The organism is Acinetobacter lwoffii (assembly GCF_024129115.1).
Taxonomy (GTDB): domain Bacteria; phylum Pseudomonadota; class Gammaproteobacteria; order Pseudomonadales; family Moraxellaceae; genus Acinetobacter; species Acinetobacter lwoffii_T.
This window is the reverse complement of the sequence record NZ_JAMXXO010000002.1, coordinates 158,040-183,505: the sequence shown is the minus strand read 5'-3', so window position 1 is coordinate 183,505 and position 25,466 is coordinate 158,040. Positions and strand designations below refer to the sequence as shown.

The 25,466-nt window shown below is 44.3% G+C and carries 29 protein-coding genes; 8 read left to right on the top strand and 21 right to left on the bottom strand.

Annotated features, from left to right (window positions below):
• The first annotated feature begins 38 nt into the window (after positions 1 to 38).
• The 5 genes from NI470_RS03420 to NI470_RS03400 all read left to right on the top strand — a co-directional run bounded on the left by NI470_RS03420 (position 39) and on the right by NI470_RS03400 (position 3,698).
• Positions 39 to 770 carry a TetR/AcrR family transcriptional regulator gene (locus tag NI470_RS03420; RefSeq protein ID WP_180082934.1) on the top strand — a complete coding sequence of 244 codons (732 nt, stop codon included), beginning with the start codon at positions 39 to 41 and terminating at the stop codon, positions 768 to 770.
• A 48-nt stretch (positions 771 to 818) separates the two neighbouring features.
• Positions 819 to 1,685 carry a formyltetrahydrofolate deformylase gene (purU, locus tag NI470_RS03415; RefSeq protein ID WP_004278437.1) on the top strand — a complete coding sequence of 289 codons (867 nt, stop codon included), beginning with the start codon at positions 819 to 821 and terminating at the stop codon, positions 1,683 to 1,685.
• A 192-nt stretch (positions 1,686 to 1,877) separates the two neighbouring features.
• Positions 1,878 to 2,645 carry an energy transducer TonB gene (locus NI470_RS03410; protein ID WP_004647411.1) on the top strand — a complete coding sequence of 256 codons (768 nt, stop codon included), beginning with the start codon at positions 1,878 to 1,880 and terminating at the stop codon, positions 2,643 to 2,645.
• Positions 2,646 to 2,670: 25 nt separating this feature from the next.
• A complete protein-coding gene (locus NI470_RS03405; RefSeq protein ID WP_005250649.1) occupies positions 2,671 to 3,294 on the top strand; it encodes a MotA/TolQ/ExbB proton channel family protein in 624 nt (207 codons plus the stop codon).
• On the top strand, positions 3,294 to 3,698 hold the full coding sequence (locus NI470_RS03400) for an ExbD/TolR family protein (RefSeq protein ID WP_004278434.1): 405 nt from the start codon (positions 3,294 to 3,296) through the stop codon (positions 3,696 to 3,698). Before NI470_RS03405 ends, NI470_RS03400 begins: the two co-directional genes overlap by 1 nt.
• Positions 3,699 to 3,762: 64 nt before the next feature.
• Here NI470_RS03400 and msrA read toward each other — a convergent pair whose 3' ends face one another.
• The 7 genes from msrA to NI470_RS03365 form a co-directional block, all read right to left on the bottom strand.
• Positions 3,763 to 4,287 (bottom strand): peptide-methionine (S)-S-oxide reductase MsrA, encoded by a 525-nt coding sequence (gene msrA / locus NI470_RS03395; protein WP_004647414.1) that lies wholly within the window; start codon positions 4,285 to 4,287, stop codon positions 3,763 to 3,765.
• Positions 4,288 to 4,397: 110 nt separating this feature from the next.
• A complete protein-coding gene (locus NI470_RS03390) occupies positions 4,398 to 4,859 on the bottom strand; it encodes an META domain-containing protein (protein WP_004647415.1) in 462 nt (153 codons plus the stop codon).
• 102 nt (positions 4,860 to 4,961) lie between these two features.
• Positions 4,962 to 6,011, bottom strand: coding sequence for an Lnb N-terminal periplasmic domain-containing protein (locus tag NI470_RS03385; protein ID WP_004647416.1), 1,050 nt, complete (start codon positions 6,009 to 6,011; stop codon positions 4,962 to 4,964).
• Between the two features lie 23 nt (positions 6,012 to 6,034).
• Entirely contained in the window at positions 6,035 to 6,547 is a 513-nt protein-coding gene (locus NI470_RS03380; RefSeq protein ID WP_253147718.1) for a dihydrofolate reductase, read from the bottom strand.
• 200 nt (positions 6,548 to 6,747) lie between these two features.
• Entirely contained in the window at positions 6,748 to 7,590 is an 843-nt protein-coding gene (thyA, locus tag NI470_RS03375) for a thymidylate synthase (RefSeq protein WP_004278429.1), read from the bottom strand.
• Positions 7,591 to 7,895: 305 nt separating this feature from the next.
• On the bottom strand, positions 7,896 to 8,096 hold the full coding sequence (locus NI470_RS03370) for a lipocalin family protein (RefSeq protein WP_005250658.1): 201 nt from the start codon (positions 8,094 to 8,096) through the stop codon (positions 7,896 to 7,898).
• Between the two features lie 3 nt (positions 8,097 to 8,099).
• Positions 8,100 to 8,225 (bottom strand): lipocalin/fatty acid-binding family protein, encoded by a 126-nt coding sequence (locus NI470_RS03365; protein WP_005245940.1) that lies wholly within the window; start codon positions 8,223 to 8,225, stop codon positions 8,100 to 8,102.
• A 418-nt stretch (positions 8,226 to 8,643) separates the two neighbouring features.
• Here NI470_RS03365 and NI470_RS03360 point away from each other — a divergent pair, with 418 nt between their 5' ends.
• Positions 8,644 to 9,159 (top strand): CHAP domain-containing protein, encoded by a 516-nt coding sequence (locus NI470_RS03360; protein ID WP_085064497.1) that lies wholly within the window; start codon positions 8,644 to 8,646, stop codon positions 9,157 to 9,159.
• Positions 9,160 to 9,177: 18 nt separating this feature from the next.
• Here the strand turns inward: NI470_RS03360 and NI470_RS03355 are convergent, their stop codons facing one another.
• The 3 genes from NI470_RS03355 to lgt all read right to left on the bottom strand — a co-directional run bounded on the left by NI470_RS03355 (position 9,178) and on the right by lgt (position 10,851).
• A complete protein-coding gene (locus NI470_RS03355) occupies positions 9,178 to 9,564 on the bottom strand; it encodes a hypothetical protein (RefSeq protein WP_085064498.1) in 387 nt (128 codons plus the stop codon).
• Complete coding sequence (locus NI470_RS03350; protein WP_005103145.1) at positions 9,557 to 9,949, bottom strand: hypothetical protein; 393 nt, start codon at positions 9,947 to 9,949, stop codon at positions 9,557 to 9,559. Before NI470_RS03350 ends, NI470_RS03355 begins: the two co-directional genes overlap by 8 nt.
• A gap of 92 nt (positions 9,950 to 10,041) precedes the next feature.
• Positions 10,042 to 10,851: a prolipoprotein diacylglyceryl transferase gene (gene lgt, locus NI470_RS03345; protein ID WP_004278424.1), complete on the bottom strand. Its 810-nt coding sequence runs from the start codon at positions 10,849 to 10,851 to the stop codon at positions 10,042 to 10,044.
• A gap of 93 nt (positions 10,852 to 10,944) precedes the next feature.
• Between lgt and NI470_RS03340 the strand changes: the two genes are divergently transcribed.
• Positions 10,945 to 11,724, top strand: a complete 780-nt coding sequence (locus tag NI470_RS03340) for an NRDE family protein (protein WP_253147717.1) — start codon at positions 10,945 to 10,947, stop codon at positions 11,722 to 11,724.
• Positions 11,725 to 11,780: 56 nt separating this feature from the next.
• Here NI470_RS03340 and NI470_RS03335 read toward each other — a convergent pair whose 3' ends face one another.
• The 4 genes from NI470_RS03335 to tatA all read right to left on the bottom strand — a co-directional run bounded on the left by NI470_RS03335 (position 11,781) and on the right by tatA (position 15,626).
• Positions 11,781 to 14,009, bottom strand: a complete 2,229-nt coding sequence (locus NI470_RS03335) for a PhoX family protein (RefSeq protein ID WP_005107927.1) — start codon at positions 14,007 to 14,009, stop codon at positions 11,781 to 11,783.
• 193 nt (positions 14,010 to 14,202) lie between these two features.
• Positions 14,203 to 14,979 carry a twin-arginine translocase subunit TatC gene (gene tatC, locus NI470_RS03330; RefSeq protein WP_253147716.1) on the bottom strand — a complete coding sequence of 259 codons (777 nt, stop codon included), beginning with the start codon at positions 14,977 to 14,979 and terminating at the stop codon, positions 14,203 to 14,205.
• Positions 14,976 to 15,398, bottom strand: coding sequence for a Sec-independent protein translocase protein TatB (tatB, locus tag NI470_RS03325; protein WP_005245947.1), 423 nt, complete (start codon positions 15,396 to 15,398; stop codon positions 14,976 to 14,978). Before tatB ends, tatC begins: the two co-directional genes overlap by 4 nt.
• Positions 15,399 to 15,407: 9 nt before the next feature.
• A complete protein-coding gene (gene tatA, locus NI470_RS03320; RefSeq protein ID WP_005245949.1) occupies positions 15,408 to 15,626 on the bottom strand; it encodes a Sec-independent protein translocase subunit TatA in 219 nt (72 codons plus the stop codon).
• Positions 15,627 to 15,811: 185 nt separating this feature from the next.
• Here tatA and NI470_RS03315 point away from each other — a divergent pair, with 185 nt between their 5' ends.
• On the top strand, positions 15,812 to 16,693 hold the full coding sequence (locus tag NI470_RS03315; RefSeq protein WP_253147715.1) for an AEC family transporter: 882 nt from the start codon (positions 15,812 to 15,814) through the stop codon (positions 16,691 to 16,693).
• A gap of 185 nt (positions 16,694 to 16,878) precedes the next feature.
• Here the strand turns inward: NI470_RS03315 and rdgB are convergent, their stop codons facing one another.
• The 7 genes from rdgB to NI470_RS03280 form a co-directional block, all read right to left on the bottom strand.
• Positions 16,879 to 17,505 carry an RdgB/HAM1 family non-canonical purine NTP pyrophosphatase gene (rdgB, locus tag NI470_RS03310; protein WP_253147714.1) on the bottom strand — a complete coding sequence of 209 codons (627 nt, stop codon included), beginning with the start codon at positions 17,503 to 17,505 and terminating at the stop codon, positions 16,879 to 16,881.
• 102 nt (positions 17,506 to 17,607) lie between these two features.
• Positions 17,608 to 18,198 carry a tetratricopeptide repeat protein gene (locus NI470_RS03305; RefSeq protein WP_044111888.1) on the bottom strand — a complete coding sequence of 197 codons (591 nt, stop codon included), beginning with the start codon at positions 18,196 to 18,198 and terminating at the stop codon, positions 17,608 to 17,610.
• Complete coding sequence (metW, locus tag NI470_RS03300) at positions 18,195 to 18,788, bottom strand: methionine biosynthesis protein MetW (RefSeq protein WP_004278415.1); 594 nt, start codon at positions 18,786 to 18,788, stop codon at positions 18,195 to 18,197. Before metW ends, NI470_RS03305 begins: the two co-directional genes overlap by 4 nt.
• On the bottom strand, positions 18,788 to 19,948 hold the full coding sequence (gene metX, locus NI470_RS03295; protein WP_213686424.1) for a homoserine O-succinyltransferase MetX: 1,161 nt from the start codon (positions 19,946 to 19,948) through the stop codon (positions 18,788 to 18,790). The genes metW and metX overlap by 1 nt, the downstream gene beginning before the upstream one ends.
• A 112-nt stretch (positions 19,949 to 20,060) precedes the next feature.
• Complete coding sequence (gene leuA, locus NI470_RS03290) at positions 20,061 to 21,758, bottom strand: 2-isopropylmalate synthase (RefSeq protein ID WP_005250679.1); 1,698 nt, start codon at positions 21,756 to 21,758, stop codon at positions 20,061 to 20,063.
• A gap of 427 nt (positions 21,759 to 22,185) precedes the next feature.
• Positions 22,186 to 22,869, bottom strand: a complete 684-nt coding sequence (locus tag NI470_RS03285; protein ID WP_005261773.1) for a Fe2+-dependent dioxygenase — start codon at positions 22,867 to 22,869, stop codon at positions 22,186 to 22,188.
• A 71-nt stretch (positions 22,870 to 22,940) separates the two neighbouring features.
• The gene (locus tag NI470_RS03280; RefSeq protein ID WP_253147713.1) at positions 22,941 to 25,229 is read right to left on the bottom strand and encodes a TonB-dependent receptor; all 2,289 of its coding nucleotides are present in this window, start codon (positions 25,227 to 25,229) and stop codon (positions 22,941 to 22,943) included.
• Between the last annotated feature and the right edge of the window lie 237 nt (positions 25,230 to 25,466).

The following is a 25,466-nucleotide window of genomic DNA, read 5'->3' as shown; positions in this document are numbered from 1 at the left end:
TTAGCCTGCTAATGCATGAACTGAATGGTTATTTTAGGATGTCCCAAACCAAAACCTTAAAAACTAAAGAGCGTATCTTGCAGCTCAGTTTGCAGCTGTTTAACGAGCGTGGCGAACGATCGGTAACCACCAATCACATTGCGGCTGAACTCGGCATGAGCCCGGGTAACCTGTATTATCATTTCCGCAATAAAAATGAAATTATTAAAGAATTGATGGAACAGTACCAGCACCAGACCCTGGAAATGCTGGCGCTGCCGGATGACCGTGCGCTGGATGCCAATGACAAGGTGCATTATTTTCAGGTACTGAGCAGCCAGTTATGGGCTTACCGTTTCCTGCATCGTGATGTCTATCATCTGGTAGAAAATAACGAAGATTTTCGCAAGATGTATCCACGCTTTGCCGGGCAGGTCATGCAGCAGGGCCAGAAAATCTATAAGGGCTTTGTCAATGCAGGCCTGATGGACATGACCGATTCAGAAATTGAAGCACTGATCATTAACCTGTGGATTGTACTGACCAACTGGACCAATTTCCTGTATATGTCAGGTCATCTGACCGATTCCAATACCCTGGAAGAAAAATGGGTCTGGCAGGCACTGCGCCAGATGGTATTCCTGGAAGGGGCGTATTTACGTGGTGAAAGTCGTCAAACCTATGAAGGTTTATTGAATAGTTTGGGTTCTTCGGAACTTTTTGCCAGCCTGTCGTCGTCTAAAGATTCTGAATCTGAACAAACTATTCAGAATATCCAAGAAACGCGCTAGAATACTCGGCTTATTTTTTAATTTAACTGATTAGTGACTTAAACCAACATGAATATGACGACTGCTAACACCGCACGTTTATTGATTACTTGTGAAGACAAGCCGGGCATCGTGCAGGCTGTTTCGAGCTTCTTGTATCATCAAGGTGCCAACATTACTGCGCTTGACCAATATGCGACAGCAGCGCAGGGCGGACGTTACTTCATGCGCGTTGAATTTGAATTAGATAATCTTCAAAGTCGCAAAGAAAGTATTACCCAGACTTTTGCAGCGAATGTGGCAGAACGCTATGGCATGCAATGGCGTCTGGCTCTGGTCAGTGACGTGAAAAAAGTCGGTATTCTGGTGTCTAAAGTCGATCATGCCTTGCTTGAGCTGTTATGGCGTCATGCGCGTGGTGGCCTACCTTGTGAAATTACCAAAGTGGTGTCGAATCACGAGACTTTACGCGAAGCAGTTGAAAACTTTGGCATTCCATTCGAAGTTGTGCCGGTGACCAAAGACAACAAACCTGAAGCTTATGCAGAAATCGACCAGTTGATGCAGGGCAATGACCTGTTGGTGCTGGCGCGTTATATGCAGATTCTGGATGAAGAATTTGTCAGCAAGTGGGAAATGAAAGTGATCAACATTCACCATTCTTTCCTGCCAGCTTTCGTAGGTGCCAATCCGTACAAACAGGCCTATGAAAAAGGCGTGAAGCTGATTGGTGCAACTGCACACTATGTGACTGCTGATCTGGATCAAGGTCCGATCATCGAGCAGGATGTGGAGCGCGTGAACCATGACTTTACCGTTGAGCAGTTACGTGAACTCGGTCAGGATGTGGAACGTAATGTATTGGCCCGTGCGGTAAAATGGCATTTGGAAGACCGTATTATTGTCGATGGTAACAAGACTGTCGTGTTCCAATAAGACTTGCATTGAGTTTTAAAAAGGCATACTTTTAGTGTGCCTTTTTTGTTTTGATGCAAAAAAAGTCAGTCAAAGGAAGGATTAGCGGTTGCAAATGAAAACACTTCTCATTTATTATTGGCATACTTTAATTGTGCTAACCGATGAGCTTGATAGTTTGTTCCACATCATCTCTTCAAGGTAATAGATTTAATGAGTCAAGTTGCTGCGCCCCAAATGCCTACACCGCCAAATCAGATGAAAAAGAAAGTCATCTCTATCGTGGCGGCTGTACTGATTGGGCATGTGGGTGTGTTATATGCGATCAGCCAGATGAAAGCACCTGAGCTGACACCCATTGATAAGCAACCCTTAAAAGTGCGCTTTGTAAAACTCCAGGAAGCGCCAAAACCTTTACCGTCAAAGCCGAAGGCCGAGCCACAAAAAGAGCCGCCTAAGCCTAAAGAAGTCAAAATTGTCGATAAACCGCTGCCACCACCACCGAAAAAAGTAGAAAAAATCGAGCAGGTGAAAAAGGCTGAAGCGCCAAAAGTGGTTAAAGCACCACCAGTTGAAGCAAAACCAACCCCAAGTCCGGTTGTACCGACAGTGGTCACTGAAACTAAAATTAAACCGGCACCTGCTCCGGTCGCGCCACCTGCGCCTGTGACACCGCCAGCACCTGCTGCGCCGCCATCCCCGAAAAGTGTATCGATTGGTGGGGGCGTGTCCTGGCAGCGTTCACCAAAAGTCTCACTCTCTGCAGGTGAATTAAAATCAGCCTGTTCACTGGTAGTAGATGTTTCAGCGAATGAGCAGGGTAAAGTAGTCTCTGCAACTGCACGAAATTCAAGTTGTAGCCCGGCGGTAACGCGCAAAGTAGAAGCAGCGGTACGTCGTGCACAACTCACCAAATATGTTGAAAATGGTGTGGCTTATCCAACACGCGTGGAACAGCCTTTCGATTTTCAGGTTAAATAACGGCTCACCCATTAGGAGTTCGAATATGAACTTTTCAGTTTATTGGCAACACGCTGATGCAGTCAGTAAAACGCTGTATTTCGTGTTATTGGCAATGTCGATCGCGACATGGACCATTTTTGTGCTGCGTTTGATGGGCACTCGCCAGCTGAAACAGATTGCCTATGCTCAGTTATCTAAAGCATTGGAACAACTGAAAACCAAACTGGCTCCTTTGGGCTTTGAACAGCGTAAGGCAGTGGCAGAACAGGCACTGTTACGCCAGATTTCAGCAGAAAAAGCCAATGCCGAAAAAGGTGTATCAGTTCTGGGTACGATTGCCTCAATTTCACCATTTGTCGGTTTGTTCGGTACAGTATGGGGCATCTTCCATGCGTTGGTTGCTGTTGGTAAAAGTGGTCAGGCTGGTCTGGCACAAGTGGCAACCCCAGTCGGTGAAGCATTGATTATGACTGGCTTAGGTCTGGCAGTCGCGATTCCTGCGGTACTGGCTTATAACATCTGTGTCCGTGCTAATCGTGGTTTGGCACACGAGTTACAAGATCAGGCACATGGTCTGCTGATTGATACTATGCTGCAACAGGAATCTGCTGCAAAAAAGTCTGATGAAAAAGTAACACAACAGAGTTTCGTGGGAGGTCAAGCTTAATGGCTTTTCAACTGGGTGAAGACAACGATGTAGGCATGAATGAGATGAACCTCATTCCCCTCATCGACATTATGTTGGTATTGATGATCATCTTTCTGGTGACAGCGACCGTTGCGAACCCATCAATTCCATTAACCTTGCCACAAACTACTGCGGAGATTATCGATCTGCCGCCTGAAAATGTCACGATCAGCATCAATGCCGAAGGTGACATTGCTTGGAATGGCGATGTACTGACGCTAGAGCAGCTTGAAACCCGTTTTAATGAAGCGGGCCAAGCTGAACGTCAGCCGACTATTGTGTTGAAAGCGGATAAAGAATCACGTTATGACTCGGTGGCGCAAGTCATGTCGCGTGCGAGTGGAGCCGGACTCAGCGATATTGCTTTTGCAACCGATAACTAAGATTTAGATAATAAAAAAAGCGACTGATTGCAGTCGCTTTTTTTATGCCCATTTTTCGTGAATCTTAATGGGTTTTTAATAGGGTCGTAAATTTGCTGCGTAATTTATTCAATTTTGGCGGAATGGCAAAATTGCAATAGCCCTGGGTCGGGTTCTTGGCAAAGAAGTTTTGATGATAGTCTTCCGCCGGATAGAAAGTCGGGGCAGGGCTCAGTTCAGTTACCACATTGATGCCATCGGCTTTCAGGGCATCCATCGCCTGCTGCGCCTGTTGCTGCTGTTCATCATTCAGATAATAAATCACAGAACGATACTGGGTGCCGACATCATTGCCTTGACGGTTTAATGTGGTTGGATCATGGGTCGCAAAAAAGACATCGAGCAATTGGTTATAGTTAATCTGGTTTTCATCGAAATCGATCAGAATGACTTCGGCATGGCCGGTATTGCCACCACAGACATCATCATAGTTTGGCTGAGTTGTGTGCCCACCTGCGTAACCGCTGACGACTTGCTGAACTCCCTGAATCTGTAAAAATACGGCTTCAGTACACCAAAAGCATCCCCCACCGAAAAGTGCCTGTTGCATGGTTGATTCCTCATTCAATTAAATAACTCAATCGGGCTGATGGTTAAATTCCAGCTCATCAGTATGAAAGATAAAAAAGCCTGTCCATACAGGCTTTTTGTAGGGAAGTATTAACGCGGCTGAACAGCACTTTCCAGCTGGATCAAGAGATTTCCATGGCGATCCAGTAATTTTAAGGTTTTACCAAACACTTGATAATGAGTCACTTTGGCTAAAGCTTCATTAAATTTCTGATCAAGCTGATCGTTGTTCATACAGGCCATACGGGTAGTGGCCATCTGGCTCAGGGTCAGCGTGTCTTTTGCTGCTGTGTAGCTGCCCATAATCCGGTTACAGCTATCTGAACCTGAAACGCGCTGGGTACTGGCATCAAATTGCAGACTCGGAACATTGCGTGCGGTTGGCACCGTCTTGATTTCAGTATTGCCAATCTGGGTTGCAATCCAGATACGATTTTGCAAAAGTTGTAAATGATTCGCGGTTTGTGTCGTGGCTGTATTGGGTACAGTTTCGCAGCCCATGACCGTTAAAACCGAGCCTAGAATCGCGATTGCAGTTAATTTTTTTAGCATGAGAGATACTCTGATCATTGACTAGCTGTTTGTATATAAACAAAAAAATGATCAAGGTTCCAGTTGATTTTGTATCTTTATTGAAGTGGATTTGCTACACAGTTATTGCATGTCGGGTTTTGGTAGGCCCTGCCGGATCAGGCGTGAATAGTCCTGACTGGAGAGATTAGCGGTGCGTTCTACCCGTGGATTGACATGTGCCCGTTGATACCAGGTGTGCATATCCCAAGACTGTTCCAGTACTTTAAGATCATAGAGATAATTCGGTAAATAGCCGGAGGCAAGCAACCGGTAATCTGAGGGTAGCTGTTGTTGCGATATCGCCTGAACCATATCAAAGACTAGTGTGGTGCAATTACTGGTCAGGGTATTGTACCATTTTGGCTTTTGGGCCAGTTCATCGGCCTGACGCAGATATTCCTTGAATAGCGCTTTAGCCTGAGCTTGCGGCATTTTGACTGGGAAAAAATAGACCTGTTCACCACGGACATTGCTACGGGTATAGACAATATCCTTTTCATCCGATGCGACCAGACTCAGTTCATATTTTCGGAAAAAGCCACCAATCGCTGAAAACTCTTCATTCTTTTCCTTGCGAATTTCAATCGAGAAGGTGAGTGGCTTTTGATTGGCAAAATCGAAGCTGACCAGGGTATGGGCAATTTTAGGCCCCATCCAGTAGGAAGTAATGATGTTCACGCCAGTAATCTGATTCAGATCAAAACTGCGGCTTTCCCAGCGTTCGATATAGCGACCATCGGCCTGCCAGTCAAAGTTGCGGATATTGTGTAAGGTAACCTGATCGCCTTGCTGCTCATAATGCAGAAGCTGGGAAACCTCAGGATTCCACTCTCGATCCTGACGCGCTTCCAGACTGAAATATCCCAGCAGACAGAATAAAAAGGCCAGAAGATAAAGAACGCTATCCACTTGGCGGGAGATCAGATGCCGGGTGAAATAAATCCCGAGAACGACCAGTGCAAAGGTCAGCCAGAGTCCAATCAGCATCAAGCTGCCGATTTTTCCAATAGGTTGATGCACCCAAAGCATCAGGCTGAGCCACAAACTCGACAGAATGACGAATAAAGTAAACAGACTGCCCAGCAGCCACAGACTCCAGTGCCTGGAAATATATTCGCGTCCCTGCATCATCACTTTTTCATGAGAAATAGGTTTTATTTTCTGTAGGTTGCGAACTCAAAAGCAATGCCGGTTTTGTCGTCGATATGTTGCTCGGCGGCGACCTTTTTAAATTCCGCTGGAATCTCTGGATAATAGGCATCGCCCTGTACATCCAGTTCGACATGCGTCAGTTCTAGACGGTCTGTAATATTCATGGTCTGTTTAAAGATTTCACCGCCACCAATGATGAAAATGGTTTCGGGTTTTTCTGAAGCCTTTACATCTGCAACGGCCTGACTCAGCGCATCTTCAATGCTATAAGCGACTTTGGTGCCTGCAAATGCCCAGTCTGGATCACGGGTAATGACCCAATTCACCCGTTTAGGCAAGGTACGTCCCATCGATTCTAGTGTCTTGCGACCCATCACCACCACACCGCCTTGGGTGATTTCCTTGAAGTGTTTCAGGTCGGCAGAGATATGCCAAGGTAGGTCATTGCCCTTGCCGATACAACGCTGCTGATCCATGGCAACGACGTGTACAACTTCTAAATATTGAAATGACATGTATTGAATCCTTCTTATCAAGCCCAAAGTCCTTCGTGTAATTTTTTACTGGTACGAAAGAAAGGTTAAAAATCTATATTGATTGCCTTCATGCTTTAGGGCTAGGAATATATTTTGAAAGGAGGTGGCGATTCACGCGTGGTAAAAAACCTCTTCCTAGCCCTCTCCTAGGAGGAGGGGGAACTTTATAATAAAGAAAATTAAACAGCGACAGGGGCTTTAATTCCTGGATGAGATTCATAACCGACAATTTCGATATCTTCAAATTTGAAATCGAACAGGTCTTTAATCTCGGGATTTAGTTTTAATTGACAAAGGCCGAGTGGCTCACGGCTGAGCTGTAATTGTGCCTGTTCAAAATGATTGCTGTACAAGTGGGTATCGCCACCAGTCCAGACAAAGTCACCAACCTCCAGATCACAGACTTGCGCGATCATATGCGTCAACAAAGCATAGCTGGCAATATTAAATGGTACACCCAAAAATACATCGGCACTGCGCTGATACAACTGACAAGACAATTTGCCATTGTGCACAAAAAACTGGAACAGGGTATGGCAAGGGGGTAAGGCGACCTGACCCGCTTCATTCGGGTTCCAGCCGGACACGATCAGACGACGCGAATTCGGATTAGTTTTAATTTCATTGATCAACCATTTGATCTGGTCAAAACCGTCCTGATTATAGCTATTGTCTGCATTCTTGCTGGCCCCAAAATTACGCCATTGATGGCCGTAAACTGGACCCAGTTCGCCTTCAGGACGGCCAAAACGTGCAGTCTGTTCTGCGGTCGCCCATTCATCCCAAATCGAGACTTTATTGTCTTTTAAATACTGAACATTGGTATCACCTTTCAGGAACCACAACAGTTCAATCACGATAGAACGGAAATGAACTTTTTTGGTGGTGAGTAAAGGAAAACCTTGGGAAAGATCAAAGCGCATCTGATGACCAAATACCGAACGTGTACCTGTACCGGTACGGTCGCCTTTATCGCCGCCGTTGTCGAGGATATGTTGTAAAAGGTCAAGATATTGGCGCATAGTTCTCTCTATTTGAATCTGTTGAAAATTGCCGTTTTAACAGCAGAACGGATTATTTTATAATCAATTTTCTGTCGAAAGGGACAATTTAAATTGCGCACATCATAGCATTTTTTGATGAGCTTTCATCGCCCAAATTGAGAATAAAAAAGACCTCCTGATAGAGGTCTTTTGATTGCAGTTTAAGCGGTTTTATGGCCCGTATGGACGGTATGAATCAGATCAGACAGATCATAACCTAAGGGTGCTGCATAACTTAAATATTCGCGTTGAGTCGCTTCGTCCAGACTGGTGTCGCGATGTAATCACCATAAATATTCTTTATTCGGCTCGCCCACGAGTGCCGTCTGATAATCCGGATCGATTTTTAAGACCCAATAATCGCCCTTGGTAAACGGGATCCCATGCAAGCCTTCAGGTAAAAATCTGATTTCAAGCTTGGCATGTTCTGCATCGACAATGATCGCTTCAGCAATGGCTTCATCCACCTTGCCATTTTCATTCAAGCTCTATACCGCAGAAATATCGGTGCTGTCTTCAGGTTGGCGCTTCATCGGCAAGTGTGCAATGTCATACCAGGTACTTAAATATTGTTCTAAATTAAAATTTGAAACGGTACTTAAAGTCTGACTCATTTTTCTTCTCTGTTTAGTTCAATATTTAAAGTTTAGTTCAAGGTTTAAAAATGCCGCATCAGTGTAATACAGGCGGTAAAGCTTAAAATGATGTAATCATGTGGTGAAATGTTATCTGAAAATGGCCGAGCTACAGATTAAATCCACACGTTTGAGTAGAAAAAGATAAGGACTCATTTTGTATAGTTCAGGCTAAAAAAGCTTTGCAAGGCATCGAAGTTGGCTTTGCTTTACATTTTTTTTGCAAAGATGATGGGTTTTGTAACTGTATTAGAAAGAACGGCTTAATTTGAATGCCGCAAAAATAGACAAATTTATTTACATTTTTAATGTGAAAGATAACATTTAAACGACTAGTATTCTCGGCTTGTTAACAATATGAAAGCCTAAATTACAGGCGAGGAGCGGTTGGTAAGGCATGATCTATGATCATCAAGTAAACATGAGCGAAGTATATGCTCCTGTCCAAGCGAATATCATGGTGCGTTCCCAATCGGAGCAAAGACCTAAAAAGTCATCCCACAAAGCCACTGTCCGTAATGCTTCAGGCGTAAGCAATGGCCATCGTATCAATATCGAGAAATTTACCAGTTATCTGCAAGGCATTACCCGAAATACCAGTACACAGAAATGTGCGCGCAGTATTCGTGTCGGTCTGCAATCCTCTGGTGCGAAAATTGTGAACCATCCAGTCGCAGCGGCAGATTGGGGAAGTACCCTGATGCAGCTGGGCTATAAGAAAATTAATGCTTCTTTTGATCGGCCGAAAAAAGGCGATATCTATATTATTGACCGTACTCAGGGACATAAATATGGACATATCGCGGCTTATTCAGGTAGTGCCTGGGTATCGGATTTCAAACAGCGAGATCATGCGGTTTATCGCAATAAAAACGTGACTTATAGTTACTATCGTCTGGAAACTTACTTCTAAGAAAATACTGCGAAGTGATCAGTCCTCAAAACGCTTCGCACGGCTTTCATAGATTGAAACGATAAATAATCCAATCGCGGCAAAGCCAAGACATTGCAGACCCCAGGCAAATTTGCCCCATTGTTGGTGCTGTTCAGGCAAATAGCCAAACAGGGTAATTAAGGCAATGATGGGAATCACCCGGCTCAAGGCGCTAAAGCCATTTGCATAGGGATTGGATTTTGAGATTTTTAGGCGGAAATGGTGCAGTAAATGCACAACAATTCCAATCGCTAAACTCACCCCAACAAATATCGGACCTAACTGGGCCACAGTCGATGCTGCATAAATCAAAATACAGGTCGCGATGATGACAATGAGTTTGATTTGACGGCTACAGCGTTCCGAATACCAAAATTCAAGCATGTGGTGGCTCTGGATCCTGAGAGTTCTGATTGAGCAGCGACAATGGTGAAAACAGACAAATTGCCAGTGCCATAAAGGCAATGCCTTGTGCACCCGGAATCAGGATTTCACCCTGTTGCATATTCATAAAAACTAAAGCAATCAATAAGGCAATTGGAATCCAGGTCAGTAATCTATACAGCAAACCGGTCGGGTTTTTGCTGGCAAAGTGGATTTTGCAGTAACGGCAGATCAGAAAAATGATGCCGGTACCGACAAACATCAAAATCGAATCTAAGGGCAGTGGTTCCATCCAGTACAAGCCTGCAGCTGTCGCTGCAATCACAATAAAGATCAACAGTTTTTTGAGAACAGATACCTGCGGATTAAACCAGAACTCAAGCATAATGATGAAAGAATAGAAGAGATAATCAGCACTTTAGCATATTTTGACTATAAAAAAGCGAGGCTGTTGCCCCGCTAAATTACGCAATTTTTTCAGCTATTTTTGTTTGGACCCCAGTCATATATTTTCTTCTGATAGGCATACCACATCATCCACAAGCCAATCAGGATCATTGGTAGGCTCAGGAATTGTCCTTTGCTCATCCAGCCAATAAATAGCTGGCCATTGTCCGGCTCACGGAAGAATTCAACCACAAAACGTGCCAGGCCATAACCGATCAGGAACAGCGCAGAAACTGCCATACGTGGACGTGGCTTCGAGCTGAACCACCACAGTACAATAAACAGGATTAGGCCTTCACATAGTGCCTGATAGAGTTGAGATGGATGACGAACCAGTTGCAGCGGATCGGTCGGAAAGATCATGCCCCAGGCAAAGTTTGGGTCGGTGACCTGACGGCCATACAGTTCGCCGCCAATAAAGTTACCAATTCGGCCAAACATCAAGCCTGTCGGTACGCAAGGTGCGATAAAATCCAGAGTCTGGAACCAGGTCATCTTATATTTCTTGCACCACCACAACATGGCCAGAATGACCCCGAGGAAACCGCCATGGAAGCTCATACCGCCGGTCCAGATCTGGAACAGCCATAAAGGATCGGCCAGGAACTGGGAAAAACCGTAGAAGAAGACATAACCGACACGGCCACCGATGATCACACCGAGTGCACCGAAGAAGATCAGGTCAGACACCATATCCGGTGTCCAGCCACGTTGTTTGGCGCGAAACGTCGCCAATCCCCAAGCAAATAAAAATGCCAGTAAGTACATCAGTCCATACCAGTGGACTTGTAAGGGCCCGAGCGAAATCGCGACGGGATCAATATTGGGATAGGTGAGCATTCCTGTTCCTTGTGATTCTGTTTTGCACAGATTTTAGCTTAAAGCAAAGAAAAATGTTGTACATTCAATGTGTAAAGATCGAGAGCGTAAATTATGTGTATCGTGGCATTGGCTTGGAAGGTTCTGGATCAGAGCCCATTATGTCTGATTTCGAATCGGGATGAGTTCTATCAGCGTCCTACGCAGGGGCTGCATGAATGGGAGAATAGTCCGATAATTGCCGGGCAAGATTTACAGTCGGGCGGTACCTGGATGGGTATTACGGCTTCCGGTCGCTGGGCGGTGATTACCAATTTTCGTGATGGACAGGACAAAGGGTATTATCCGACTTCACGTGGACATATCATCCAGAACTTTTTAGATTCTGACTTAACGCCGATTCGTTTTGCCCAAGATATGGAACAACACCAGTGTGACTATGCTGGCTTTAACCTGTTTATGGGGGATCAGAATCAGGCGGTGTATATGAGCAATCGTGGTGAAGTACCACAAGTACTGGCGCATGGCGTCTATGTGGTATCGAATGGCCTGATGAGCGAAGACTGGTACAAGACCCGACATTTACGTAAACGCTTTACCCAGGAGTTTTTACCGATGCTGCAATACGAGGAGATCGCAGAAGCAGATTTATGTCATGCAGTCTGGGATATTCTGGAAGATGAGCGCAAGGTGATTCCTGAACTTCTGCCAGATACCGGCATCTCGGTTGAAATGGAACAGCTGCTGTCTTCGACTTTTATCCAGAGTCCGGCCTATGGCACCCGTTGCTCAAATTTTTTGAGAATGCAGCAGGGACAATGGCACTGGATTGAGAAGTCACAACAAGGTGCGACCGCAGGTCAAACTATTGAGAAAATAATTAGCCTAAAATAATCACCGGATATAAAAAATGCCGACAGATGTCGGCATTTTTTAGGTCACTTCAGGGTTTAAGCTTTAGGGGTTTCTAACGACTCACCTGCAATGACACCGCCATCTTTACGGGTAATCACGACTGTTGCTGAGCGTGGACGTGAATACGCACGACCAGTACTGATTAAATGTTCAGCTTGGTTTGCAGGCCAAGTGCCACCTGGATGTTGTACGTTTACAAAAATGGCTTTGTAGTCAGGTGTCATAGTGACCCCTGTAATTTCACAGCCAGCAGGACCAACCAAGAAACGGCGTAGCTTCGAGTCATCGAGCTTCGCACCCATAGGTGTTTTTTGTGTGCCTGTGCCCGCTGTTGCGGTTTGTACAGAACCATCGCTCACTGAACCAGGAAGTGCTGCCAGCATCATGCAGTTGGTTGTATCCGTATATGCACCATCGTCAGTTTGTAACCATAATACGCCACGGTCATCAAACCACATACCATCTGGGCTAGAGAAGTCATTTGCATCCGTCAAGCCAGAAAGGTTTACACCTGGGATTGAATCTGCTTCGGCACCAAATAGGAAAATATCCCATGTAAATGATGTTGCAGTAACATCGTCGCCTGTTTCACGGAAGCGAATCACGTGACCATTAATATTGCCACGTAGGCGGTTCGTTGCATCATCATCATCTGAATATTGGCGTGGATTAGCTGCATCAATTACATGTGCTGAACCGCGTTGTGAGTTATTGGTTAATGTGACATACACTTCGCCATTATGTGGATTTACCGCAACCCATTCAGGGCGGTCCATTTTAGTTGCGCCCGCTGCATCGGCTGCGATACGTGCATTGACCAAAATATCTGCTCGGTCTGCAAATTTGTATTCTGCATAGTTGGCAATCTTTGGATTAGACAAAGAGAGTTCTAACCATTGGCCTTTAGCTTCACCCGTTGCTTCATTGAAATCAAATTGCGCAACATAAAGCTTACCGTTATTCATGTATTTGTCGCCAGCCGCATAGCCACCGTTGACATCAGTAGGATTCCACGGAGTATCTGAGACAAATTTATAGATGTATTCGCCTTGTGAATCATCACCCATATAGAATGCAAGTGGTTTACCTGCAATGGCACGGCTAGCACGGCAGTCTTCATGAGCAAAGCGACCTAAAGCGGTACGTTTTACTGGCATACTACGATTATCAAACGGATCTATTTCAACAATCCAACCGAAAGTATTAATCGAGTTGCGATAATCCTCTTGTTCCGATGCACCGCTGATGACTGTGTTCCAACGGCTGAAATAATCTGGCGTAAAGATTTGTGGATTTCTAATGCTTTGCCAGTTATAACCACGTGCGCCATTATTGACTTTATAGCGTTTTAACGCATGTTCGGTATTGGCATCGCGTACATCCCCGCCTTCGGTGTCTTTTTGACGTGCGAGATATTGGTTGAAGTTTTCTTCAGTGGTGAGATAAGTGCCCCAAGGGGTATAGCCGTTACCACAGTTGTTGATGGTGCCACGTGTTTTGGTACCATCTGGGCTAAATGCTGTTTGTACCAACGTATTACCACGTACAGGGCCACGGTATTCCATTTCAGTTGCTGCTGTAATACGGCGGTTAAATGGCGAGTTTAAATCGACCGTGATTTCTTGTGTCTCAGGATTTTTGTTGATTGCAACAATAGAAACACCATGAGAGTTCACTTCACGGATCACTTCATCTTCAGTGATATCATCTTGATCAAATATGTTACCACGAGGGTGTAAGTCATCACGTTGTAAATATTCGTGATTCATCACCAATAAGCCAGTGTCCGATACAGTCGCATCAAAATTTTGCTTGCTGGTATTTAAACCAAAAAAGGTCATACCATCATGGTTGTCACCGACACGGCGTTCGTAGGATACACCACTAGGAATATTGTTTTCATCCCATACAGGTAGGCTTGGGTGTAAAGGATCACCTACCGCATGTAGGACTTTAAAATCATAGCCTTCAGCCACAGTAAATTGCTCTAAAGTGTTTTTATCCACTGGTTTGAAGGTTAATGATTTAGGTGTTGCAGTTAAATCTGGTTCATTCGGTGTTGCAGGTGTGCTTGGCGGAGTTGATTCTTCATCATTATCGCTACAGCCCGTAAGTGAGGCTGCTAAGGTTAATGCTACTGCACCACCAGCCGTCTTTTTAATTAAATCGCGACGACTCATCTGTTGGTTAAACAGTTGGTGAAATTCTGGGTTCCCCGAAGTGTTGCTGTCATAATCATCATTAAAAGCAATTTGATCAGTCATATTTTGTTCCTAGCAGTATGTGCTTGGTTGTTTTAAATGGTTATGAGTAAATTAACGGCTAAAAATGACAGGGAAGTGAAAGAATTGTTTCAATAAAATTAAATAAATCAGTATTTTATTGAAAATTAAAAACAAAAAGACAGCAAGAGCTGCCTGAGTAAATCGATATTTTTGTTGTTTTGGCTGGTTATTGTTATTCGGTCTTTAAACGACGTTTTTCAATCAGTTTTCCTGCCAGTAAACCCAGTTCAAACAGTAGCCACATTGGGACAGCCAGCATGATCATCGATAGGGCATCCGGAGGTGTAACAAACATTGCCACAAAAAAGCAACCCACAATAATAAAGCGCCGTTTCTCTACCAGAGTCTGTGTCGAAACTGCGCCAATCAAGATCAGAACCAGGGTAATAATGGGAATTTCAAAGGTAAAACCAAAGACCAGAAACAGCTTTAAACAGAAGCTGAGATAACTGTTGATGTCGGTCATCGGGGCCACAGTTTCCGGCGAAACACTGATAAAAAAATGCAGAATCGAGGGCAATGCCACAAAGTAGGCAAAACTGATACCGGTATAAAACAGCACGATACTGCCGATCAAAAGTGGCAAGGCCAAGCTCTTTTCTTTGGCATAGAGCGCAGGCTTAATAAAGGTCCAAAGCTGATACAGGATGAACGGCATCGCGATCATCAGCGCGACAAAGAAGTTCAGTTTAAAAGGTGCCATGAAGGTTGCAGTGACATCTGTGGCAATCATGGTTGAGCTGGCAGGTAGCTGTGCCCGTAAGGGTTCAGACAACCACTGGTAAGTCTGATTGGCAAAGGGCAATAAGCAGAAAAACAGGCCAATCAGGACAGCAATCACTTTAAACAGATGCTTTCTTAAGATGATCAAATGCTGGGTAATCGGCATCTGTTCGAGGTTCAGTGCTGCAGCATCATTGGAGGCTGGTGTGGTCGGCAAGGATGTCATACGGCCACCTTCATTTCTGTATAGCGTTGTTCGGAAATCACGGTTTGAATTGCTGTAGGCTTGGGTAAATACACGGGTGATACAGGCTGTATCACCGGCTGATAGCTGAGCAAGGGCTGGACAGCTTGCGATTTTATTTTTACTTCATCGCTTACAATCGGCTGCTGCAAATTAGCCACTTGTGCCTGCATCTTGGCCTCCAGTTCCTGAATCCGCTGCATTTCAGCCTGCATCTGTTCACGTAGCTCAGACAGGCGCAATTCACGATCAAGATCATTCTGAACATTGCTCACCATACGCTTGATCTTGCCGTACCATGTTCCGACAAAACGTACTGCTTCCGGAAGCTTATCTGGCCCAAGAACCAAAAGCGAAATAATCCCGAAAATCAGCAGCTCGGTCATTCCAATATTGAGCATAGCGAACTCTTAACTTTTAACCGAATGTTCAGGAGTTTTGACCTGAGCATCAATGGTGCGTGGCTCTGCAAGCTGAGCTTGTTCTGCCTCTTCATCTTTGACTGATTTTTTAAAGTCTTTAATCGCGCCGCCGACGTCTTTACCCAGATTTTTAAGTTTTGATGTACCGAACAATAAAATCACCACAATTGCAAAAATCAGCACATGCCAAATTGATAATCCTGCCATTATTTTATCCTCTATATTTCATGCACCTATCTCAGCAGGCTTGTATGACAGCGCGGTGACGCTTTGATGACAGTTTGCCGAAACAGTAGCAGGGTATGAATCACTCAGATCAAAAATTCTATCATTTGAGAAAAACTAAGCTGTGCTAGCATACAGCTTGATATGGAAATCTCAGCAGTATTGTCATGGCCTTAATTCTTCCCCTCCTGTCTTTTCTGATCGGTTATTGGGGGGTGCAATATTTAAAACCAGTTCGACCTCTCTTGGCGTCTTTATTGGCCCGAGTACTGATTCCAGTACTGATTATCTACAACATGGTGTTTTACCAAGAGGGCAGTTTGTGGCTGATTGCCTTCAGCTTTTTCTGTTCCTGTCTGTTCTTTGCCCTATTTTATTTCACCTTGAAAAATAAACTACGTGCCTTATGCCTGAGTTATTTAAATGGGGCATGGCTGGGGATTCCTTTTGCACTGGCAGTTTTTGGCCCGCAAGCGACCAGTACCGTGGTGGCGCTGTACATCGGTGGTTCCTTGTTTGGCAATGTCTGTGCGGTGATGGCAGTCAGTGAAGCCAGACAAGATAGTGGCTATATTTTAAAAAATGTCCTGCTCTCACCGCCAGTGGTGGCATTGTCAGTAGCAGCACTATTATCATTTTGGGATTTGAGTCACTGGCAGCAAGTCGCTTGGGTGGAGATACTGTATCAGGCCAATAAAGTACTGGTCACTTTTAGCGGCATGTGTGTGCTGGGAATGTGGCTGAGCAATGTGCGGATCAGCCGCTTCGATTTAATGCGCAGTCTGCAACTGATTTTTTATAGAGGGCTGGTTGCGGTTTTGCTGTGTGTTGCCGCTTATTATTATTTACCTATTCCGCAGCAGACGCTGACCTATGCGGTACTGCTGATGTTCTTTTTATTGCCGCCTGCAGCCAATATTGTGGCACTGGAAACCCATTATCAGGGAACAGGCCATTCCGCCAAATATATTGCTTCGGGAACTTTGGCCAGCGCGATCTTGATTGCTTTATATGGGGCAGTGGTGCATGCGTTGATGCCTGGATTATAAAAAACATAAAAAGGTCCTCTTACCCCTAGGGAGAGAGTTAGAGAGGATGTAAAAGCTTTAGAAGGATGATTTTCCCTCTTCTTTTAGGAGATGAGAAACGCTGTTTCGCAAGGGGAGAGGTGTATTTTAAAAATCCCTCACCCCAGCCCTCTCCCAAAGGGAGAGGGGGTAATGAGAGGAGAAACTTACTTCTCCAAACTCTTCTTAAACAGCTGCATCGCTTGCCCACGATGACTGATTTTATTCTTTTCTTCCTTGCTCATTTCTGCACTGGAAATCCCCAGTTCCGGTAACCAGAACAACGGGTCATAGCCAAAACCATTTTCACCACGAGCTGCCTCTAGAATCTCGCCTTTCCAGATGCCCTGGAAAATTTTCGGTAATGGATCTTCAGCATGTTGGACCAGCGCCAGTACGCAAACAAACATCCCTTCAATCGCTTCACCATCTTGACGAAGCGGTTTGAGATCAGTCAAAAGCTTTTCATTATTGGCGGCATCGTTGCCATGCTCGCCGGCATAACGAGCCGAGTAAATGCCGGGAGCGCCTCCAAGAACCGGCACACAAATGCCTGAATCATCTGCAATAGCAGGTTTTCCGGAAATTTTAGAAGCATGACGTGCCTTGATAATCGCATTTTCTACAAAGCTTAGACCATCTTCGATCGCATCTTCGATATTCAACTTGCCCTGGGCCACGACTTCTACCGGCAGTTGCAGTTCCGCAAACATTTTCTCAAACTCGGCAATTTTACCTTTGTTATTACTTGCCAATACCAGTGTGCCTTGGGATAACCAATCTGTAGAAGCCATGTGTCACTCATTCTCTAAATATCAATCGTGCTATTTTAACTCCCATTGCGGGTTTGTAGGCAATAAAAAAGCACCCGAAGGTGCTATTTATACCATTCAGCTTTATTGTGCCTGAATCCATCTGTCGGCACGGTCACGCGCCTGACGGATCTGTTCCTGGGTCAAGTTGGCCGCCAATGCTGTTTTCTTGCCTTCAGAAAGGGTAATCACTTTATTGTCGAGCATGCCATCACGGGTAGACAGTTCATACCACTGGTAAGCACCCATATAGTTTTTCTTTTTCTCTTCCATCATTGCCAGGTTAAAGCTGGCACGGTTATCGCCACGGCTAGCTGCTTTTTCAAAATACTGACGTGCCAGCGCTTCATCTTTTCTGGTGCCAATACCATCTGCCAGCATACGGCCTACATTCAGCTGTGCAACTGCCAGACCTTGATCCGCAGCAGCTTTATACCAGGCAAAGGCCTGTCGTTCATCTTTTTGTATATCTTTACCATACTGGTATTTGGTGGCCAGATAAAACTGTGCACCAGCCTGACCGGCTTTCGCCGCTTTGGTCAGACTATTGATATCCATGATGGAATACTGAGCCGCTTGACTGGCAATAGAAGGACTCGGTGCAACATAATCTGCATGGGCTTGCATGCCAAAAAGTCCCGCCAGTAGCGTCGTACTTAATAATAATTTTTTCATAGCGCGCTCACTCGATAAATTGCGACTTCACCAAATAGATTAGGGAGATGCTTGCTTAGCAAACTATCTTCTTGATTCCCGTTCACAGCGAGTCGATTAATAATTTTGATATTATTTTCCGCACAAAGTGCTTCAAAATCACGAAATGTACATAAGTGGATATTCGGGGTGTTATACCACATATACGGCAAGGCTTCAGAAACCGGCATTCTCCCTTTGATTGCCAAGAAAGACCGGGTCTTCCAATGTGCAAAGTTCGGAAAGGTAATAATGGCCTGTTTCCCCACACGCACCATATCACGCAATAATACGTCAGGTGCATCTACAGCCTGCAAAGCTTGTGCCATGACCACATTGTCAAAAGACTGGTCGGCAAAACGGCTTAAACCAAGGTTTAAGTCTTGCTGGATGATATTTAACCCGCGACTGACTGCAATTGCAATCTTTTCCTGATCAATTTCTAATCCATATGCACGAATATCGTGCTTTTTGCTCATTTGTGCCAGCAGTTCACCATCGCCACAACCAAGGTCGAGTACGCTAGAACCGGGCTTAATCCACTTTTCAGCGAGTTGTTGATCGATACGCATTATACGGCCTCCTTTGGTGTTGCTTTCAGGTGTTCTTCACCTCCCAGGAATGCACGCAAAGATTTTACATAGAGCGGAATAGGGAACAGGAAAGAGTCATGACCCTGTTCGGCATCAATATCCAGATAGCTCACAGGTTTGTGATTGCTGATCAAGGCATCCACGATTTCCTGTGAGCGGGCAGGGGTAAAACGCCAGTCAGTCGTGAATGACACCACCAAGAATTTGCACTGGGTATTGGCCATGGCTTTTTTGAGCGACTGTTCATATTCACGCGACGGATCAAAGTAATCCAGTGCCTTGGTCATGATCAGATAGGTATTGGCATCGAAGTTACGGCTGAACTGTTCACCCTGATAACGCAAATAGCTTTCGACCTGAAATTCAACATCGAAACCATACATAAATTTGCCTGATTTCAAATCGCGGCCAAACTTCTGCTTCATGGCTTCTTCGGACAGGTAAGTAATATGGCCCACCATACGTGCCAGAATCAGGCCACGTTTGGGATAGCTGTCATTTTCCAGATAACGGCCATTATGGAAATCTGGGTCTGACAAAATCGACTGACGTGCTACTTCGTTAAAGGCAATATTCTGTGCAGAAAGTTTCGGAGCGCTGGCAATAATCACGCATTTTCTTAAACGGTTTGGATAATCCACTGACCATTGCAATGCCTGCATGCCACCTAGTGAACCGCCAATGATGGCATCCCAGATATCAATCCCTAAACGGTCAGAGAGCAGGGCTTGGGTTTTGACCCAGTCACGGACCGTAACCAGTGGGAAATCCGGACCATACGGGCGGTTATCATTTTCAGGATTGGGTGAGGTTGGGCCGGTAGAGCCATTACAGCCACCAATATTATTCAGTGAAACCACAAAGAATTTTGACGTATCAATGGCTTTGCCGGGACCAATGCATGAATCCCACCAACCGGCTTTTTTATCATCTTCATGATGATAGCCAGCAGCATGGTGATGACCGGAAAGGGCATGACAAATCAGAATGGCATTGGACTTATCGGCATTGAGTTCGCCATAAGTTTCAACCATCAGTTCAAAACGTGGGAGGATGCGACCGCATTCAAGCTCTAACGGCTCTTCAAATTGGAACTTTTGTGGGACAACAATGCCCACTGAGTCAGCTGGAAAAGACACGGGGAGGATTCGCCTTAAATCTTTAGTATGAATAATAAAAGGATACCATTTGCCGGTATCCTTCTAAAGTCATTTTAGTGCTATGAATTATTGCTAATTCTAATACAGCCGTTTAGACCGCAGCAGCAATCACCTGATCAGTGCTTAATACACCCTGATCAATCAGGCGGTTGGTCGAGGCAATAATTGCTTCAATGGAAGAGGTCACGATGTTGTCATGTACCCCGGCACCAAAGGCAGATTTACCGGTACCTTTCACCTGAAGTTCGATTAAGGCCAAGGCTTTAGCATGTGCACCAGAACTGATGCTGCGCTCTTCATAGTTTACGACATCAATCGGTAACTGAAGTGCATCCAAAATCGCAGAAATTGGACCGTTGCCTTCACCGCGAACACGGCGTGACTGGCCATCAATTTCAAGATCCAGCTCAATCACCTGATTGCCGTTATCATCCGACAATTTGTAGTTTTTCGCAGAATAGTGAACGTTTTTAGCATCCACATAGGTTTCTTTGAACAACTTCCAGATTTCAGTCGCACTGATTTCAGTGCCTTGCTCATCGGTACGCTTTTGTACAATTTGAGAAAATTCAATTTGTAAACGACGCGGCAAGATCACGTTGTAGTTAGATTCTAATAAGTAGGCAATACCACCTTTACCTGATTGTGAGTTAACACGGATCACGGCGTCATAGTCACGGCCCAAATCTTTCGGGTCGATTGGCAAGTACGGCATATCCCAGATTTCTTCGTTTTTCTGGAACTCGAAACCTTTTTTGATCGCATCTTGATGCGAACCCGAGAATGCAGTAAACACCAAATCACCGGCATATGGATGACGCGGGTGCACAGGTAAACCGGTACATTCTTCCACAGTCGCAATGATTTCATTGATGTTGGAGAAATCCAAATTCGGTGCCACGCCTTGGGTATACATGTTCAAGGCAATCGCAGCAACGTCCACGTTACCGGTACGTTCACCATTCCCAAATACGCAGCCTTCAACCCGGTCAGCACCAGCCATAATTGCCAATTCAGAAGCGGCAATACCACAGCCGCGGTCGTTGTGGCAGTGAACTGAAATGATCACACCATCACGACGCTGGATGTTGCGGTGCATCCATTCGATTTGATCGGCATAGATGTGTGGACCTGAAACTTCTACGGTTGCAGGTAAGTTTAAGATCACTTTATTGGTCGGTGATGCTTCCCAGATTTCAGTGACGGCATCGCAGACATCTTTTGCAACTTCTAATTCGGTTGCAGTAAAACATTCCGGGCTGTACTGAAATACGAATTCAGTTTCCGGCTGTTTTGCGGCATATTCTTTCACTTTTTGTGCAGCATTAATGGCTAACTGTTTTGCACCCTCAACATCAACATTCAAGACTTTATTGCGGAATGTCGGCGAGTTAGAGTTATAGATATGTACAATGGCACGTTTCGCACCTTGTAAAGATTCAAAGGTACGCTGAATCAAATGATCACGTGCCTGAACCAAGACCTCGATATAAACGTCATCCGGAATATGACCTTCTTCAATCAATTTACGGGTGAAATCGAAGTCAATTTGCGATGCTGACGGGAAGCCGATTTCAATATGTTTGAAACCGATTTTCACCAACATCTGGAACATCTTGAATTTCTGCTCCATGTTCATTGGCTCAAAGATCGCTTGGTTACCGTCACGCAGGTCGGTACTCATCCAGATTGGCGCTTTATTGATTTCGTTGTTCGGCCATTGACGGTCTGGTAAGTCCACACGTTGATACATACGACGGTATTTTTTACTTGGATCAGCCAACATCATGAGAGAGCTCCTTATGCTAACTTGGGTACCGTAATCTTGGTTAAAGCGGTGCGTGGGTCAGCGGCATAGATTTTGTCTATTCATTGGGTTTTAGTGACAGTCTGGTTCAAACCTGAAATATGGTCTAAATATTGGTGGTTTAGCTTCACCAAATGCACTAAATGCCTTACTTATAATTTAAAGTTTAATCCACTTATCCCGAAAAGTTTTTGCTATTTTTATGGATTTTAGTCGTATGGTAATAAAGATTTTCTTATAAACTTTAAGAATTGAAAAATATTTTCACTTATTCTAAATATTGTATTTTATATTTTCTTGATTTGGACGTAATGCGTTATTTATTACGTTCAATAGTGCCATAACGCAGTATATTTTAATAAAAAATAAATCCAATGATTTTCAAAGATCATTGACGTCAGGGCATCTTTTAAAGTTCAGCCCATTTACGCATTAAATTATGATACAGATTGGTCAGTTTCATGACTTCTGTATGCTGATCACCCAGCTGCATTCTCAGGTTTTGAATACTCTGATCCAGATTAAACAGCATATGCCGTTCTGCATCATCCCGGATCATGCTTTGTACCCAAAAAAATGAAGCAATTCGACAACCGGAAGTGATTGGCGTGACTTCATGAAGGCTGGTCGACGGATACAAAATCATATCACCGGCAGGCAATTTTACTTCGTGATAACCGTAAGTGTCTTCGACCACCAGCTCACCACCGACATATTCTTCAGGTTCACTCAAGAAAACCGTACAGGATAAATCCGTTCTAAGGCGTTCATTGCTCCCGCGAATACGACGAATCGAATTATCGACGTGAAAGCCGAAAGATTCATTATTTTCATAGCGGTTAAACAGGGGAGGAATAATGTCCAGAGGAATTGCAGCTGATAAAAATAGTGGATGCTGTCCCAGAGATTCTAGAATAATATTGCTGAGATGATGAGTAAGTGGATGATCTTCAGGCAATTGCTGATTCTGTTTCACCGTTGCAGAGAGTGTACCCGCGGTAACCTTGCCGTTGACCCACTCAATCTTATTCATCTCCTCACGGAAATATTGTACCTGTTCTTTGCTCAGTACATTTGGAATATGATGCAGCACTGGAAACCCCTGAATAATCGTATTTTAAAAATAACATAGCCCCCATCAGGAGGCTATGCGGTTGCATTGAATTAATATTTAAAGTTGACTGCCAGCACTGCGCTACGGCCTTCTGCTTCGGTCGCATAATGAGATGAATAGGCTTTAGTGAAGTAACGTTCATCAGACAGGTTGTTAAGATTTAATTGCAAATCAACGTTTTCATTCACGTTATAACGCGCCATAGCATCATAGCGAACATAGCCCGGTACAAACTTGGTATTAGTAGCATTACCATAGACTTTGTCCATTGCGACGGCACCAGCACCTAGAGTTAAAGCAGGAGTTACTGCATAAGTAGTCCAAAGGGTTGCACTGTTTTTCGCGACGTTTTGAACTTGGTTCCCATTGCTAGGATTTGGCGCATATACAGCAGGTTGACCTGTAGCGGCAGTATTTACAAATCCACCATCAATCATTTCACTGTCTAAATAAGTATAACCCGCAGATATAGCCCATTTATCCGTGATGTTGCCATTTACACCAAGCTCAATACCATCGACACGAGTTTCACCAATATTACTTGTGGTGCCATCATCTCCGGTCGCACGAGTATTGGTTTTTTCCGTGCGGAAAATAGCTGCAGTCAGGTTGAGCTTATCATTCAAGACATCCCATTTAGTTCCTAACTCCATGGTCCGGACTTCTTCAGGTTTAAGATTATTTATTGCAGCAGTAATCCCTTCAGAACCATCGCCACCATCTACGCCGACTGGATTTGCAGATGTTGCATAACTTGCATAGATACTGCCATTTTCAACAGGTTTAAAGGTCAGGCCAGCTTGATAGTTGATAAAGTCTTTATCATTTTCAAGTTTAACAATTTTTCCTGCTGGAGTCGTAGTATTAAAACGACCTGCAAGCATGGTTTGCTCAGTTGAGTAGTCATCCCAACGTACGCCTAAATCTAAAAGCCACTGAGGGGTGAATTCAATACTATCCAGGAAATAAACAGACTTTGATTTGCTTTGAATATTGTACTGGTCGGCACCATTGGTACTTAATGTACCTGTCCATGGCCCACGGTTTGGGTTTTGTACCGAAGTACACCAGCCCGAAGTAATATCACCAGCGTTACAGGCATTGTGTACATTACCTGTAGCGTTAACACCATCGATAATGTATTGGGTACGGTCAGTTTCTTGGTCTGAATATTCGGCACCTAGATTAAAACTATGTTTAAGCATACCGGTATTAAATTTACCGGTTAAAGCAAGTTGGTCGGTAAAAGCATCAGTATCTGCCACACGTGAGTTGGCACGTGCCCAGACATTTCCATTCAGTAAGAAGTTGCCTCTTGAGTCATCCGGGTTAGTCCACAGGTAATCATTTTTAGACGTGTTATACACTGCGGTATTGCTAATGGTTAAGTTGTCCGTCAGATCATGTTCTAATTTAAGCGTTCCTGACTGATTTTCCTGTTTCTGGAAGTCACGATCTTTCCAGCCATAGTATTGACCTTGTTTAATATCAATTGGCTTGCCGTTGCCATTCAATCCTACATTTGCATTTGTGAGCGCAAATGGATTGTTATAAGGAATACCTGAATCAGGTGTGTCATCGGTTTTTAAGTAGTAATAACTTAGAGTCCCACGGGTAGGGGTGTCCAGACCAAAGCTAATACTCGGTGCAATACCGGCACGTTTATATTCTGCACCGTCTTTCTGGCCTGCTTTTTCATTTTGATGCCCCATGACTGCAACACGTGCAGCAATACCATTACCAAAGTCTTTGTTGCCATCTAAAGTAATACGTTGATAATTGTCTGTGCCGCCAGCGACCGAACCTTCTAGAAAGTCACCCGCTTTAGCAACTTTAGAAATCATGTTGATACTACCACCAGTCGTTCCTGCACCGCCCATAGCAGATGCAGAACCTTTGGTGACTTCAACCTGTTCGACAGCAAACATTTCACGGTTCTGTGAAGTGGCGTTGCGTACGCCGTCTACATACATGGAACTTTCAGAATTATAACCCCGAATAAAAGGACGATCACCGTTTGGATTGCCACCTTCACCTGCGCCCAAGGTAATCCCCGGAACTGTACGCAAGGCATCACTTAAGGTAGTGACTTGTGTATCTTCAATTAACTGTTTTGAAATGACCGAAACTGACTTAGGGGTATCGAGTAAAGGCGCTACAAATTTGCTGTTTGCAGATTGGTTTACTTTTAAGCCAGGTGCTTGTTCAGCTTTAACCTCTTGATGAATAGTCTCTAACTGGATCACCTGTTCTTCTGCCATCGCAGATCCAGCCACCATTGATAAAGATGAAACAATTGCAGAGGAAACGATTTTTTTACGTGTTTTAATGAAGGTCATGTTAAACCTAAAAAATGAATATTAAAAAAAGTATGAGAATAATAATGATTCTTGTTTTTATTTTTATCCTTTTGTCATAGGAATTCATGATCTTTAAGAAAATATTAAATGAGATTTTAAATGTAATGATATAACAATAAGTATTTAAGTTTTTGATTTTATTTAGTATTGATAAAGAAAGCGGATTGCTGGCTTTTTATTGAGAATAATGATGTTTATAAAAGGGCACAAATTAGG

Coding starts and splice junctions, on each gene's coding strand:
- tatA (WP_005245949.1), bottom strand. CDS start 15,626: ATGGCAGGATTATCAATTTGGCATGTGCTGATTTTTGCAATTGTGGTG.
- NI470_RS03365 (WP_005245940.1), bottom strand. CDS start 8,225: ATGAGTCAGACTTTAAGTACCGTTTCAAATTTTAATTTAGAACAATAT.
- NI470_RS03400 (WP_004278434.1), top strand. CDS start 3,294: ATGGCTTTTCAACTGGGTGAAGACAACGATGTAGGCATGAATGAGATG.
- NI470_RS03315 (WP_253147715.1), top strand. CDS start 15,812: ATGGCCTTAATTCTTCCCCTCCTGTCTTTTCTGATCGGTTATTGGGGG.
- NI470_RS03385 (WP_004647416.1), bottom strand. CDS start 6,011: ATGATGCAGGGACGCGAATATATTTCCAGGCACTGGAGTCTGTGGCTG.
- rdgB (WP_253147714.1), bottom strand. CDS start 17,505: ATGGCTTCTACAGATTGGTTATCCCAAGGCACACTGGTATTGGCAAGT.
- NI470_RS03340 (WP_253147717.1), top strand. CDS start 10,945: ATGTGTATCGTGGCATTGGCTTGGAAGGTTCTGGATCAGAGCCCATTA.
- NI470_RS03410 (WP_004647411.1), top strand. CDS start 1,878: ATGAGTCAAGTTGCTGCGCCCCAAATGCCTACACCGCCAAATCAGATG.
- NI470_RS03405 (WP_005250649.1), top strand. CDS start 2,671: ATGAACTTTTCAGTTTATTGGCAACACGCTGATGCAGTCAGTAAAACG.
- purU (WP_004278437.1), top strand. CDS start 819: ATGAATATGACGACTGCTAACACCGCACGTTTATTGATTACTTGTGAA.
- metW (WP_004278415.1), bottom strand. CDS start 18,788: ATGCGTATCGATCAACAACTCGCTGAAAAGTGGATTAAGCCCGGTTCT.
- NI470_RS03350 (WP_005103145.1), bottom strand. CDS start 9,949: ATGCTTGAGTTCTGGTTTAATCCGCAGGTATCTGTTCTCAAAAAACTG.
- lgt (WP_004278424.1), bottom strand. CDS start 10,851: ATGCTCACCTATCCCAATATTGATCCCGTCGCGATTTCGCTCGGGCCC.
- NI470_RS03305 (WP_044111888.1), bottom strand. CDS start 18,198: ATGAAAAAATTATTATTAAGTACGACGCTACTGGCGGGACTTTTTGGC.
- leuA (WP_005250679.1), bottom strand. CDS start 21,758: ATGATGTTGGCTGATCCAAGTAAAAAATACCGTCGTATGTATCAACGT.
- tatC (WP_253147716.1), bottom strand. CDS start 14,979: ATGACATCCTTGCCGACCACACCAGCCTCCAATGATGCTGCAGCACTG.
- NI470_RS03355 (WP_085064498.1), bottom strand. CDS start 9,564: ATGCTTGAATTTTGGTATTCGGAACGCTGTAGCCGTCAAATCAAACTC.
- NI470_RS03380 (WP_253147718.1), bottom strand. CDS start 6,547: ATGTCATTTCAATATTTAGAAGTTGTACACGTCGTTGCCATGGATCAG.
- NI470_RS03335 (WP_005107927.1), bottom strand. CDS start 14,009: ATGACTGATCAAATTGCTTTTAATGATGATTATGACAGCAACACTTCG.
- msrA (WP_004647414.1), bottom strand. CDS start 4,287: ATGCAACAGGCACTTTTCGGTGGGGGATGCTTTTGGTGTACTGAAGCC.
- NI470_RS03280 (WP_253147713.1), bottom strand. CDS start 25,229: ATGACCTTCATTAAAACACGTAAAAAAATCGTTTCCTCTGCAATTGTT.
- thyA (WP_004278429.1), bottom strand. CDS start 7,590: ATGCGCCAATATCTTGACCTTTTACAACATATCCTCGACAACGGCGGC.
- NI470_RS03420 (WP_180082934.1), top strand. CDS start 39: ATGTCCCAAACCAAAACCTTAAAAACTAAAGAGCGTATCTTGCAGCTC.
- tatB (WP_005245947.1), bottom strand. CDS start 15,398: ATGCTCAATATTGGAATGACCGAGCTGCTGATTTTCGGGATTATTTCG.
- NI470_RS03390 (WP_004647415.1), bottom strand. CDS start 4,859: ATGCTAAAAAAATTAACTGCAATCGCGATTCTAGGCTCGGTTTTAACG.
- NI470_RS03360 (WP_085064497.1), top strand. CDS start 8,644: ATGATCTATGATCATCAAGTAAACATGAGCGAAGTATATGCTCCTGTC.